The organism is uncultured Chloroflexus sp., from assembly GCF_937951745.1.
Lineage (GTDB): Bacteria > Chloroflexota > Chloroflexia > Chloroflexales > Chloroflexaceae > Chloroflexus.
The window spans coordinates 1-13,755 of sequence record NZ_CALFBQ010000054.1; the positions used below are offsets into that span (position 1 = coordinate 1).

Sequence of the window (13,755 nt, forward strand, 5' to 3'; positions counted from 1 at the left end):
ATGAACTGTTGGCACTGTAACCGGCCTGCGCACGGCGTCTGTATCTTTTGCGGACGAGCGGTCTGTCGCGATCACGCCCAAGAGATGCCGCATATTGTTGCCTTGTACGCAGATCGGAAGGGCATCCACAAAGCGATTATCACTTCACGTGCGCTCTTTTGCGGTCTCTGTGAGCCACGTGAAGACCCGATAGAGTTACCTGAACTACGCTGATAGCGGGCATGGGGGGACGTGTTGAACTTGCCCCTGAACACGGTAACATCCTCTCGTAAGGTGGCAAAATGTTTAACACGAAGGACGTACCGCAGGTGTGATTCCTCGAAGATTGTCGATGTTTGCGTCCTCTCATCGTGAAGATAAGCAAACCGTTATTCAAGCAGGCAAACCGCCGTGGTATAATGCGGATGGGCCGTGTCCGCCCGCATTCTTCCCCCTGACGTTATGAGGTGAATGTATGCCGATGTACGAATATGGCTGCTTGGATTGTGCGCGCCAGTTCGAACGCTTGCTGCCTATGAACGCGGCTGATCAGCATATTGTCTGCCCCTTCTGCCAGAGCACCCGTGTTCAGCGCCGGTTGTCGCTTTTTGCTACGTATAGCCGTGGCGAAGCTTCAGCCCCAGCAGTAGCTGCGACGATGAGCGACAGCGGGTGCAGTTGCAGCAGTTGCGGCTGCGGGTCAAGGAGCTAAGCTATGCGCGTGATGATCCTGACAGCCGGTTTGGGCACACGCTTGCGTCCGCATACCTTTGTTCGCCCTAAGCCATTAGTCAGCGTCGCCGGCAAGACGGTATTGGCGCACATTATTGACTATCTAGCTCCCCTGCACATCGAGGAGCTGATCTGTGTGGTCGGTTATCTCGGCAACCAGATCGAAGAGTTTATGCGGGCCAATTATTCGTACCCGATGCGCTTTCTTGAGCAAAAGGTGATGCGTGGCCAAGCTGATGCAATCGCATTAGCCCGTGAATTGACTGGTCCGCTCTTGATCGTGTTTGGCGATGGCTTGCTTGAGTTTGATATTGAACGGCTCAACGAGCATCCCAATTACGGCATCATTTACTGCAAAGAGGTCGATGATCCCCGCCGGTTTGGTGTAGTAGTGGTTGAACAAGGCCGGATCGTGCGGCTGGTCGAGAAGCCGAGCGAGCCGATTTCCAATCTGGCTGTAGCCGGGTTCTATTATGTGCCGGAAGCCAGCCGGTTGATGTCGGCGATCGACTACATCATGGAGAATAATATTCAGACCAAGGGGGAATTCTATTTGGCCGATGCGCTGCAAGTGATGATTGACCGCGGCGAAGAGCTGCATGCCGAGAAGGTGCGGGTCTGGCGAGATTGCGGCACGATTGAGTCGCTGCTCGATACCAATCGTTATCTGCTCGAACATGGCCATAATCGCGTCGCCGAGTATCCTAATGCGGTGATCATTCCGCCGGTCAATATTGCGCCAACGGCAGTGATTGAAGAGGCGGTAGTCGGGCCGTATGTCTCGATCGCCGACGGTGCAGCGGTGCGGCAGGCCATTGTGCGCGACTCAATTATCAATGCCGGCGCGCAGATCCAATCGGTCATTATCACCCGCAGCTTAATCGGTGATCGAGCCCATGTGAGCGGTGTTAGCCAAGAGTTGAATGTCGGTGATATGTCGGATATTCGTTTCGGGTGAACCACTATGATTGCTTACAACTTCCATGCCGCAAGCAATGGCGCTCGCGGCGAGGCCAAAGGGGGCCGCTGGGGGTTGGCCTTGCCTGCGAGCGGGCAGGCGCCAGCACTGGCTGGATGGGGACAGGAAGATATGCCGAGCGCGGAGCGCGAGACGATCCGGCGATTGCATATTGATGCTGACCCAACCGAAGCTCGTTTGTTGACCGCTGTGTACGTTTCGCTCAAGACCTATCCATGTGTGGTGCTGAGTGGAAGGGCTGGGGCCGGTAAAGCGGCATTAGTGCAGCATCTGGTAGCAGCGCTGATCGGTGTCGCCCCCGGCCAGTTTGTTCGCATTGGTTCAGCGCAGTGGACGGCGCAGAGCGGCCAGCGTGATTACTACCGTGATCTCCACACCCGCTTCGGCGATAGCCAGTTGAGTGAGGTGCTGAGCGAAGCGCAATCGCCGCAAGGCGCCGGCAAGCTCTACTTTGTCTTGTTTGATGGTTTGGCCCCCGATGAGTTGTTCCATTACTTGCACGAACGGCTGCACCTGTTGCCGGTCGCTGCTAAGCCGGTAGCCGCGCTGCCGAATGTGTTGTTCATTGCCACATTTCACCAACCCAATCAATTGTCGGTGCGCGATGCGCAACTATTGGCTTATGCCCATCAGGTCAATGTCACTGCCTACCGGCGGCAGCCGCCCCAATTGCCGCCGCCGGTAGGCTTGCAACGAGCTATGATCCGCGACTCTGTCCGTGATGTGGTCGAAGCCCGTGATCGATTGCGCGCGGTGTTCGGCGGGCCGCAGTTGCCGCAATTGAGCCCCTCGGCGCAGATTGCCGGCTTTCTACGCTGGTATGGCCTCGCGCCTGATACTACCCTCGATAGCGATATGTGGCTGTTTTTGGCCAATAGCTTCGATCGCTACGGTAATGGCCTGTTTGCCGCCGATCCGGCGCGCAACCTCCAAATCGCCTACGATTTCCGGATGGTGCAACGGGTGATGGCCCGGCTTGATCCGGCCAATGCTGCGCTCAGGCCGGAATTGGCGCGGGCCGTGGGGTGTTGAAACCCTGATCCCATCTGTCTCTTCTTGCGCCGCTCTCTCATCGCAGAGAGCGGCGTTATTTGTTTCCATCCCTCGCCAACCTCGAGCGTGTTATGCCATGATCATTTTTGCTTAACTCTCGTTTCATATTTACACCAATTCTTGTTTATAAACATTCCATATAATCACGGCTGCTCAAGACGTATACATCACAACTCAGCATCCTTGTCTGATGTTCGCGGATACTCTTAATTTTCTGCATTGCAAGGAGGTTTTCAGACTATGGGTGGTCGTGATGAGAAAGACAAATGGGTTGTGCGCTCGCAGGCTGGTATCGGCCAGACACTGGAAGAGGTGTTGGCGCTGCGCATTTCACGGCGCGGTATGCTGAAGACCCTAGCACTAGGTGGTTCGCTTGTCTTAATCGGATCAAATCTGACCGCGGCCGAAGAGGCCTTAGCGGCCAATCCGGGGTTGAAGTTTAAGGCGGTAAAGCCTACTGATCCGAACTTTGATGATGTGGTGGTGCCGGATGGTTATTATGCGCGCACCCTGATCCGTTGGGGTGAGCCCTTGAGTGCTGATGCGCCCGATTTCGATGTCTGGTTACAGACACCGGAAGCGCAGGTCAAGCAGTTTGGTTATAACTGTGACTTTATCGGCTTCTTGCCGCTGCCCTACGGTTCCAATGCCTCGAATCGTGGTCTACTTGTGGTCAATCACGAGTACACCAACGAAGAGTTGATGTTCCCGAAGTACGATGATAAGAATCCGACTCGCAATCAGGTGGATGTCGGCATTGCTGCTCACGGTATGTCGGTGGTCGAAGTGGTGCGCGCGCCTGACGGTACGTGGAGCTACGTGCGCAATTCACGTTATAACCGACGGGTGAGTGGTTTCAGCGCAACCCGCTTGAGCGGGCCGGCTGCCGATCACCCATGGATGCGCACCAGTGCCGATCCCGGAGCTGATGCCATTCTTGGCACCCTTAACAACTGCGCTGGCGGTAAGACGCCGTGGGGCACGGTGGTCAGCGGGGAAGAGAACTTCCATCAGTATTTTGCCAATCTCAATGGTCTTGATCGGAACGATCCACGCTATGCGGTGCATCGCCGGTATGGTATGCCGGCTGGTGAGTCGGAGCGTAAGTGGGAGCGGTTCCATAGCCGGTTCGATATTGCTCAAGAGCCGAATGAGGGCTTCCGGCATGGCTGGTGTGTCGAGATCGACCCCTACGATCCGTTGAAGCCAGTCATTAAGCGCACGGCACTTGGTCGCTTCCGCCACGAGGGGGCAACGTTTGTGGTGACGCGTGATGGGCGCGTGGTCGGCTATCAGGGTGACGATGCCCAGTTTGAGTATGTCTATAAGTTTGTCACCAACGGCAAGTTTAACCCGCGCAACCGTGAAGCGAACATGAACTTGCTTGACGATGGCGTGCTCTATGTGGCGAAGTTTAATCCTGATGGCACTGGTGAGTGGTTGCCGCTGGTGTTTGGCCAAGGCCCGCTAACGCCGGAAAACGGCTTTCGCTCGCAGGGTGATGTGTTGATCAATACCCGCTTGGCCGCTGACTTGGTGGGTGCGACGAAGATGGATCGACCGGAGGATGTTGAGACCAACCCGGTTAACAAGAAGGTCTATATCGCCCTCACCAATAACACCCGCCGTGGAGCAAGCGGTCAGCCCGGTCCTGATGCGGCTAATCCGCGGCCTAACAATGCGTGGGGCCACATCATCGAGCTGACCGAACGCAACGATGATCACGCCGCTACGACCTTCCGCTGGGAGATCTTCATTCTCGCCGGGCTTCCTTCCCAACCGGATACCTACTTTGCCGGCTTTGACAAGAGCAAGGTCTCGCCAATTGGTGCGCCCGACAATGTGGCCTTCGATAATCAGGGCAACCTCTGGATTGCGACCGACGGCGCGCCGCGCGCGATCAAGTTCAACGATGGTTTGTTCGCGGTGCCGGTGAGCGGTGCGCAACGCGGTAATCTGCAACAGTTCTTCTCGTCGGTGGCTGGCAGCGAGGTGTGCGGGCCAGAGTTCACTCCCGACAATCGCACGCTCTTCCTTGCCATTCAGCACCCCGGTGAGGGCAGCACCTTCGAGAACCCGAGCAGCACGTGGCCTGACCGGCAAGGTTTGCCGCGACCGAGCGTGATCACCGTGCAGCGGTTTGATAGCGGCATTATTGGAACGTAGGCGCTCAGGCACAAGATTGGCAATTGGCTGCTGGTAAGCGCAGTGTGACCTATGTGCGCACTGCGCTCTGTCTTCTTGTCAGATGGGATGGGTTGCGTTAGGAGAGGTGCTTATGGGCAGGTTGCCACTATGGTCAGCGTTGCTACTTACCGGCGTCATGCTTGTCGGTGTTGTCAGTGGTTGCGTTTCGCAGCAATCGCTTCCGCCAACGCCTACCGTTGTGACGCCTATTAGCGGTGCTGATCTCTTCTTTGGCCGCGCGCCGTTGGCCGGTGGCGTGCCGTGCATAACCTGCCATACCCTTGATGCAAGCGGGCGGGCGGGAGTTGGACCTAACTTAGCCGGGATTGGCCAGAGGGGCGGTGAGCGCATACCCGGCGTGAGCGGACGGGAATATCTCGAGCGGTCGATCCGTTCGCATGATGAATTTATCGTTCCCGGCCACCAAGCGGGGATTGTGCGCGCAGTGGTCGGTGACGATTACGGCAACCTATTGCCGGACGAGCAAATTGCGGCGTTGGTTGATTTTCTGCTGCAACAACAGGCGGTAGAAGTCGCCGGCGAGGCAGTCATGTCAGCCCCTTTCCTATCGCCCACTTCCACACCAACCGTATCACCTACGTTGTTCTACACGATGACCGCGACGCTCACCCTCGCGCCCACAGCGACCGTAACGCCAGCGTTCTCGCCTACGACAGTAGCAACGCCAACAATGTCGCCTCTGACCAGCGCTACATTCACGCCTTCACCGCAGATAACGGCCACAGCTTCGGCAACGGTCGCGCCTACACTGGCGTTCACCGTCACCCCAACCGGTGTCCCGGCGACGGCAACGCCGCTGCTATCACCTACCGCCACTCCATCGCCGGCGCCAACACCAACGCCGCCGCCTACCCCAACGACGGCGCCTGAACCGACTCCGGTGCCGCCAGTGGCGAGCGAAGCGAGGTTAGAACAGTTTCTCGGTTGCGTCAATTGCCACAATTTGCACCCGCAACAGGTACGGATGCCACATCCGCTCAACCCAACCTGCAACGACTGCCACCGCGGTTCACCGAGCCGGATTGGCTGCCCGACCTGCCACAGTATGCATCAGATTGACAATCGTCACGAGCCGCTGCCGGATTTGCCGTGTCATGCGTGCCATACATAGTAGCACTGCTGTCTCACCACGCCCGCAAATACTGTGGCGGGGGCGCGAGGTCGTGCCCCAGCGCCCGCGCCGCACGTAACGGCCAGTGCGGGTCGCGCAGGAGTTCGCGACCGAGCAGCACCAGATCCGCTTCGCCGTTGCGGACAATCGCATCAGCGTGTTCAGGACGGGTAATCAAACCGACGGCAGCCGTGGCAATCTGGGTATCGTGACGGATGGCGCTCGCAAACGGCACTTGGTAGCCTTCGCGAACGGGGATGGTAATGCCCGGTGCGATCCCGCCGGAGCTGCAATCGATCAGGTCAACCCCGTGTTCACGCAGCATACGCGCTACCTCAATCGTATCGGTAATCGTTAACCCCTCTGGAGTCCAATCACTACATGAGAGGCGCACGGCCAGCGGCAATTCAGCCGGCCATGCTGCGCGCACCGCGTCAGTCACTTCAAGCAACAGACGGGCGCGTCCGCGCAGGTCGCCGCCGTATTCGTCGCTGCGGTCGTTGCCTAACGGTGAGAGAAAGTTATGCAGCAGGTACCCGTGCGCAGCGTGGATCTCGATCCAGCGGAAACCGGCTGCATGTGCCCGTCGGGTGGCAGCGGCAAAATCGTTGATAACCTTGGCGATCCCGGCCGTATCAAGCGGGGTAGGAATAGGGTAGTTGGAAGCAAACGGTTCAGCGGTCGGGCCAACTACTGGCCAGCCGCCAGCAGCAGGCGAGATAGGTTTGCCGCCTTCCCACGGGCGGCCCACGCTGGCCTTACGCCCGGCGTGGGCTAATTGAATGCCGGCCACCGCGCCAAGACTCTCGATCAGCTTGACTAGCCGGGCGAGCGCGTCAATGTGATCATCGCTCCAGATGCCCAAATCAAACGGCGAAATCCGACCTTCAGGCGAGACGGCGGTCGCTTCGAGAATAATCAATCCTGCTCCGCCGGCTGCCCGCGCGCCGAGGTGCATCAGATGCCAATCGGTAGGGAAGCCATTGACGGCGCTGTACTGGCACATCGGCGACATCCCGATCCGGTTACGTAAGGTTACGCTGCCGATGGTCAGCGGGGTAAACAGATGTGGTTGCATGGCGTATCTCTCAATCGTTGAATGACGGCAATCTGTTGCTAGTATACCTGTAATTCGTGCAGGTAAGCAAATAACCGCGCTGTCGTGCCGCACGGCTGTGCGGCGCCATTAGGATGTACGCTGGCCGCGCCACACAAAGATCACAGCATTAACCATCACCGCCAGCGTATAGCACAGCGCCGCAATGAGTAAGATCGGCGTAAAGCCAACGGCGCTTTGCAGTTCGGCGCTGATGGTGGGGCCGGCAATGTACCCCACCGACGCAGCAGCCCGGATGAGACCGATCACGGTGGGATGGTGTTCGGGTGGGGTCTGTGCCAGCGCATGCGCTTCAAACAGTGGTGTGGCCATATTCATCAGTGCGCCGCGCACCATCGCGATCAGGGCCGCTACCGGCAACGTGGGCGCGAAGGCCAGCGCAATCAGGCAGGGAATGGCGAGCGCCTGTGTCAGCACCACGCCTTGCATGCGGCCAACTCGTGCCGCTAGGTGTGGGCCGATGAGTGTGGCAAGGCCGGTAGTTAGGCTGATCAGCGCAAACAGTAATCCGATAACTGCATCGGTGGCGGTGAAGCGTTGGCGGAAGAAGAGACTGAGGTAGGGAATGAACAGCGCCGCGCCGAGCGAAATAAGCAATGGCCCCGGCGCGAAGATAATCGCTTTGGCAAGCGCGCGCCAGAGGTCGCTGATCTCACGGCGGATCATCGTTGCTGGCGCCGGTGATCGCGACGAGGCGAGGCGCAGTCCTAGCAACGGTAACCCGGCGAGGGCGACGACCACTGCGCTCAGCGTAGCATTGAGCCGGTACGGCGCGATTGCATCGCTCTCGACCAGCACAACCCGCCACACTGTCGCCAAACTGCCGGCAAGCAGATTAGCGATGCCGCCGATGATCAAGCTCAAGGCTGCGCTGCGGGCAAAGAGCCGGTCAGGGCCATCGGCGCCGCTGAGTTGCATCATCAGCGACGGCCCGGCTAGATTAAAGAGCACGCTAGCCGGCCCACTCAGCGATACGCCGAGTAACAGCATCCACGCTGTTGCCGGGGTAATTGCGCTGCTGAGCGGAGCCAGTGCCAGTGCGAACAATGCCGCGCTATGCAACCAACAACCGAGCAGCAACGCCGGGCGCGCGCCCCACCGCCGTACCGCTTGCCACGCGAACGGCCCGCTGATTCCGCCAGCCAATACTGGCCCGCTGTTGAGCAGCCCGATCAGCGTTAGATCGCCGAACAATGGCACCCCGATCCGGTAGCTGCCGTACCCTCGTTCAGCGTAAGCGATGGTGGCAAACAACCAACCCACCGTCAGGCCGGCGTTCAACAGGCCAATGGTCAACAAATAACGCTGATCGTGGCGCATGTTGGCGCACCGGCGCTTCACAACCCATTGCGCGCGATAATAGCGCGGTACACGTGCGCGCTGCGCTTCCACACTCGACGTTGGGTTGCGTACTCGGTATAGATCAGACCGAACCGGGCGCTAAACCCTTTGGTCCATTCAAAGTTGTCCATCAGCGTCCAGACAAAATAGCCGCGCAGATCGATCCCGGCAGCCAGCGCACGCTGGCATGCCTCGATGTGGGAACGGAGGTACGCAACGCGATCAGGGTCTTCAACTACCTGATCAGCAGGCCCGGGTGGAGGGTCATCGAACGCCGCCCCATTCTCGGTGATGTACAGCGGGATGGAGGTATATTCACGCGCCTTTTGCAAGGCCTCGACAATACAATTGGGATAGATTTCCCAGCCCATTGCTGTCTTAGGCAACGGCCCCGGCACCTGCTTAGCCATCAAAAATGGTTCGCGCCAGTTAAAGGCGTGGAACAGGCGGGTGTAGGTGTTAATGCCGAGAAAATCGATCGGCTGGCTGATAATATCCAGATCACCGGGCTTGATCGGCGCAAAGATGAGCCGGCGGGCGAAGTGGGCCATCAGATCGGCGGGGTAGCGCCGGCAGAAGAGTGGTTCAAGGAAGAGCCGGTTCATCACTCCATCAATGCGCTGAGTAGCTTTGTGGTCAGCAGGGTGATCGCTGGCCGGGTAATGTGACCAAATCATCAGGACGATACCAATCTGGGGCGGCGGTAGATCAGTGCGGGCCGGTTGCGGTCGTGCAGCGCGAAAGGCGCTCACCGCCAGCCCATGTGAGAGCAAGAGGTGATGTACCACCTTGAGCACCTGCCACGGCATGCGCTTGCCCGGCGCGTTTTCGCCATTGCCATAGCCGTAGAACGCCTGAATAAACGGTTCGTTGTGCGTGGCCCATAGCGCGACCTCGCCACCAATCTGGCGAAAGAGATAATCAGCGTATTCAGCGAAACGCAACGCCGTATCGCGGTTGGTCCAGCCGCCGCGATCCTCTAGCGCCTGTGGCAAATCCCAATGGTAGAGGGTAGCAACCGGCACAATATTGCGCTGGTGCAACCCATCAATCAAGCGCCGGTAGAAATCAAGCCCGCGCTGATTGGGTTGGCCGGCGCCAGAGGGAAAGATACGCGGCCATGCGATGCTGAAGCGGTACGCCTTCAGCCCTAACGCCGCCATGTGGTCGAGATCCTCTTCGTAGCGGTGATAGTGGTCACAAGCCACATCGCCGGTGCTGCCATCAACAATGACGCCGGGCCGCCGCACGAAACGATCCCAGATACTCTCACCCTTACCGTCTTCGTTCCACGCCCCTTCGATCTGATACGCAGCAGTCGTTGCGCCCCACCAAAAATTGGCCGGAAAGCGGATGTCGTTGTTCATGCGGAATGATCTTCAGAATGAAATAGACGGATACACACGGATGGCACGGATAGCCTAAGCTGTGAACATCAATCCCAATCCGTGTTTATCCGCTCCTATGAAGCCATAGGATCGACGTAGCCCGCGCCGCGAACATGGATCACCACCGCTCCTGACGCGGCCACAGTGCCCACAGGATCGCTGCCGCCGCCGCCCACCATGCCCGGTTCGCTTCGCGTTCGAGGCCACGGGTACGCAGTTGCACCCCGCCGAGGAACAGACCGGTTGCCAGCATCCCGCCCATCAACCGGTCGGTGGCTCGTTCAACCCGTTTCATACTGCGTTCGAGCCGGCTCAGATCCGAGCGGGTTTGCAATTCGCCCCGATTGGCCGCTCGGTAGTACGCATCCATCTGGCGGGGCAGACCGATCAGAATCTGGCCGAGTTCGGTCAACTCTTGCTGCAACTTCTCCATCCAATTGCCATTGCGCTGCTCTTGGGCAAGCATTGCCCGCGCAAACGGGCGTAACTCTTGGAAGAGATTGATGTCAGGATAGATTTCAGTTGCTAAGCCGGCCACCATGCTTAATGCTCGCCCCAGATATAGCAAGTCTTGGGGGATTTGAAATGGCAGATCGTAAATCAGGTCCTTTGTCTCGGCCATGATTGCCTCGACATCGAGATTGGTCAACTCGCGCACCGTGCGGTTGAACGAATAGCGCAGCATCGTCTCGATCGCTGCTTTGATCGGTCGCCGGTCAGCGCCGGGCAAGATCACGTTCAGTTGTTCAAGACAATTCAATAGCCGGTCGGCGTCATTGGTCGCTAAGCCCAAGACGCCTTGCCGCATAATCTCCATAGTCTGGGGCGGCAACCGCCCTACCATACCAAAATCGACAAAAATCAGCGTGAAGGGTGTACCGGTTTGCACTTCATCAGGCGCATGATCGATCGGCAACTGCGCTTCAAGCGTCTCAATCGTAGCATGCCCATTGACGCTAGCCGGCATTGGCGGTGGCGCTGGTTTGGTTGCAGCAAGGCCGGTTTCCACCCGGACGAACAGATTGCCGGGATGGGGATCGGCATGGAAGAAGCCATCGATAAAGAACTGTTTGAGGTAACAGTTATTGAGGCGGGCAGCCAGTTCGAGCCGACTGACCCCTAATTGGTCAAGCGTATGTAAATCGGTAATCTTAATCCCGCTGATTCTCTCCATCACCAGCACACGGCGCGTCGTCAGCTCGAAAATTGGTTCAGGGATGTAGATACCGGGGTGATTCGCGAAGTTTTGGCGGAAGATCGCTGCCGAACGCGCCTCTTGCACGTAATCCAATTCTTGCACCAACACGCGGGCGAACTCGGCTAATAACGCCTCAAGATCGGCGCGGCGGCGGATCGGCGGATAGTTCTTGATCAGGCGCACCACCCATGTCACCGCGCTCAGATCGACCTCAATAATCTTATCGATCCACGGTCGTTGCACCTTCACCGCCACCTCGCGCCCATCGTGGAGCACCGCGTAATGCACTTGCCCCAACGAAGCCGCCGCAACGCATTTGGTTTCGAAGCTGCGGAAGATCTCGCTCGGCGGTGCGCCTAACTCTTCCAGAATCACTTCGAGCACATGGCCGGCGGGGGCCGGCGGTACTTCATCCTGCAAGCCGGTCAATTCACGGCGCACAACATCAGGAATAATATCGGCCCGCGATGAGAGAAACTGGCCGAGCTTGATCTGCATCCCGCCTAATTCCACTGCCATCATGCGAAAGCGGCGGGCAATATTCACCCAGCGCCGCAGCATCGTGCGCTGAACGTACCAGCGGAAGATGGCAAAGCGGGCGAGAAAGATATCCCAGATATAAATATGGATAACAACGCCGAGAAAGAACGACGACACCCGCAAAAAACGCTCGCGTGGGCGAAAACGGGGCGGCTCGGTTGGGCGAGGGACAGCGCCGGTGTTGGCGGTTTCGGTTGCTTGAATAGAGATTGGTTCACGCATAGCTTCCTACCAGTATTTCTATTTCGATTATACCAGAGGCGAAACTCAATCTCGCGACCGATCCGCATTGAATTGATTACCAACTACCATACGAAGGGTGCGTTACGCACGTGGAATGAGCTCGCTAGTTATGGTACCACTGGCATTATGACCATCGATAGTTTGCGTTTGCTGGCCGACAGTGCCGCACATCTATGGCAGCGTCTCAGCCAATTTGGCGCGCCTGACCTGCTTGGCCGGCGCGCTTCGTTTGAGGAGTGGCTCGCCGCCGCTCGCCCTAGCCTCTCTTCAGCCGACGAACAGGCCATCCGGCGCGATTATCGCCGGCTCAATCTCCTCCTGACCGAACTTGAAATGTTGACCCGTTCCCGCGAACGGGCATTGGCATTGATTATGGAGACAATCCGCCAAGACGGCGCTCCTACGGTGTCACCGTCACCCGAATCGGGCCAAAGGTCGGGGTTGGGGTAGGCGGGGAAGGGGTCTGGCACGTATATTCAGCCACTACAACTGCCCGTTCACGCTCGCGCACCACGATGTCGTGGACGCCGGGCCGTTCGTCGCCGATCCGGAGCACAATGTGGAACGAACCACTGCGATCGCTCGCGCCACCGCCTACCGGACGATCATCAAACAGAACTAACAGTGCGGTTTGTGGGTTTGCCTCGCCAGTTAATTCAAGGAGATCCCCCGGAGCGCAACGGAGAGCCACCGCTGCCGTTGCGGTTGGTTCCATAGATGTTGTTGGGGAGGGGGTGGGCAATGGGGTATTCGTTGGCAGTTGGGTGTTTATGAGTGGTTGTGTTACCGTGGGGGTGGCGGTCGCAGTAGTTGATGAAATTGGCGATCCGGTGACAGTAACCGTTGCCGTCGGGGTGGCAGTGAATTGTTGCCCTTGTTGGCCACTGACCAGCGCGGTTCGGGTAAATGCCTGTGCTGCGGCGGCAGTGCGGGTAGTAATGATGGCTGTCTTCGTTACATCGCAGACATTCGCTGGATACGAGCCACAGTCGACCGGTATTTCAATGCACCCCGGATAAGCCGGTTTCTCATCACAACTTGGCTGGGCCTGTGATGCGTTCGGCGAGGTTGATAACGACACCCAAAAGACAAAAGTCAAACCCACCAAAATCACGCTTAAGGGCAAGATGGGACGGGAACGAGCCATCATGTTCTTCCTCAACCAATGTCTCACCGCTGCGCCGCGCGCTCGATCACCTGCACAAATGCCTCAAATCGTTGTGATCCTACCATTGTTTCATTACCGATCCGAAACACTGGTCGAGCGTAGATACCTTCTTCCATCGCGGCTGCGTAATCGGCCTGCACCTGTGCTTTATAGGTGTGGGCATCGAGGCAGGCGGTAAAAGCATCCTTTGGTATGCCCAAACCAGCGGCAAGATCAATTACCGTCTCGCGAGTGTTGAAGTACAATTGATTGTACCGCGCGTACAGCTCACGCCGCAACTCCCAGAATTTGCCATGATCGGCGGCGCATTCGCTCGCTTCAGCCAGTGTTTGCGACCGTTCCCCTAATTGCAGAAGGTGACGGTAGACCAGTTTTGCTTGGCCAGTAGCCACAAACTCCTCGATCAGACGAGGTTCGACATCAAGTGTATAGATCGCGCATGAAGTGCAGAGGAAATCGGAATAGACCATAATTGTGACCGGCGCGTCAGGATTACCAAGGTAGTGGTACCCTTCGGTAGTGCGACCGCGTGCCAGATCAGGAAAATAGCGGTTAGTGGTCGGCTCGCTCTGCGCTGTGGTTGGGGTTGACGTGGGGATACGGGTCGGGGGTGGGGTGGCCGTCGCCGTAGGTTCTGGCGCAACCGGCGCCGCGCAGGCAGCGAGCACGAAAATTGAGAGCAGAAAGAAACGACGCAT

The 13,755-nt window shown here is 58.0% G+C and carries 13 protein-coding genes; 7 read left to right on the plus strand and 6 right to left on the minus strand.

Annotation, left to right across the window (positions count from 1 at the left end; genetic code table 11):
* The 6 genes from Q1A59_RS13090 to Q1A59_RS13115 all read left to right on the plus strand — a co-directional run.
* Positions 1-213, plus strand: a 213-nt coding sequence (locus Q1A59_RS13090; RefSeq protein WP_298406269.1) for a hypothetical protein, incomplete at its 5' end; no start/stop codon positions are given.
* 247 nt (positions 214-460) lie between these two features.
* Positions 461-691 (plus strand): FmdB family zinc ribbon protein, encoded by a 231-nt coding sequence (locus Q1A59_RS13095; RefSeq protein ID WP_299645113.1) that lies wholly within the window; start codon positions 461-463, stop codon positions 689-691.
* 3 nt (positions 692-694) lie between these two features.
* A complete protein-coding gene (locus Q1A59_RS13100) occupies positions 695-1,669 on the plus strand; it encodes a sugar phosphate nucleotidyltransferase (protein WP_299645101.1) in 975 nt (324 codons plus the stop codon).
* A 6-nt stretch (positions 1,670-1,675) separates the two neighbouring features.
* Positions 1,676-2,722 carry a hypothetical protein gene (locus Q1A59_RS13105; protein WP_299645102.1) on the plus strand — a complete coding sequence of 349 codons (1,047 nt, stop codon included), beginning with the start codon at positions 1,676-1,678 and terminating at the stop codon, positions 2,720-2,722.
* A gap of 261 nt (positions 2,723-2,983) precedes the next feature.
* On the plus strand, positions 2,984-4,909 hold the full coding sequence (locus tag Q1A59_RS13110; RefSeq protein WP_298406263.1) for a PhoX family phosphatase: 1,926 nt from the start codon (positions 2,984-2,986) through the stop codon (positions 4,907-4,909).
* Between the two features lie 112 nt (positions 4,910-5,021).
* Entirely contained in the window at positions 5,022-6,062 is a 1,041-nt protein-coding gene (locus tag Q1A59_RS13115; protein WP_298406261.1) for a cytochrome c family protein, read from the plus strand.
* A gap of 13 nt (positions 6,063-6,075) precedes the next feature.
* Here the strand turns inward: Q1A59_RS13115 and Q1A59_RS13120 are convergent, their stop codons facing one another.
* The 4 genes from Q1A59_RS13120 to Q1A59_RS13135 form a co-directional block, all read right to left on the minus strand.
* Positions 6,076-7,140 carry an NADH:flavin oxidoreductase/NADH oxidase gene (locus Q1A59_RS13120; protein ID WP_298406260.1) on the minus strand — a complete coding sequence of 355 codons (1,065 nt, stop codon included), beginning with the start codon at positions 7,138-7,140 and terminating at the stop codon, positions 6,076-6,078.
* 108 nt (positions 7,141-7,248) lie between these two features.
* A complete protein-coding gene (locus tag Q1A59_RS13125) occupies positions 7,249-8,499 on the minus strand; it encodes an MFS transporter (RefSeq protein ID WP_298406259.1) in 1,251 nt (416 codons plus the stop codon).
* A gap of 17 nt (positions 8,500-8,516) precedes the next feature.
* Positions 8,517-9,887, minus strand: coding sequence for a GH1 family beta-glucosidase (locus Q1A59_RS13130; RefSeq protein ID WP_299645103.1), 1,371 nt, complete (start codon positions 9,885-9,887; stop codon positions 8,517-8,519).
* Between the two features lie 139 nt (positions 9,888-10,026).
* Entirely contained in the window at positions 10,027-11,868 is a 1,842-nt protein-coding gene (locus Q1A59_RS13135; protein ID WP_298406257.1) for an AarF/ABC1/UbiB kinase family protein, read from the minus strand.
* Between the two features lie 147 nt (positions 11,869-12,015).
* On the opposite strand from Q1A59_RS13135, the gene Q1A59_RS13140 reads away from it, so the two are divergent.
* Positions 12,016-12,339, plus strand: a complete 324-nt coding sequence (locus tag Q1A59_RS13140) for a hypothetical protein (RefSeq protein WP_298406256.1) — start codon at positions 12,016-12,018, stop codon at positions 12,337-12,339.
* Here the strand turns inward: Q1A59_RS13140 and Q1A59_RS13145 are convergent.
* Complete coding sequence (locus tag Q1A59_RS13145; RefSeq protein ID WP_299645104.1) at positions 12,290-13,039, minus strand: hypothetical protein; 750 nt, start codon at positions 13,037-13,039, stop codon at positions 12,290-12,292. The genes Q1A59_RS13140 and Q1A59_RS13145 overlap by 50 nt on opposite strands.
* Positions 13,040-13,059: 20 nt before the next feature.
* Entirely contained in the window at positions 13,060-13,755 is a 696-nt protein-coding gene (locus Q1A59_RS13150) for an Rcas_1661 family thioredoxin-like (seleno)lipoprotein (RefSeq protein ID WP_298406253.1), read from the minus strand.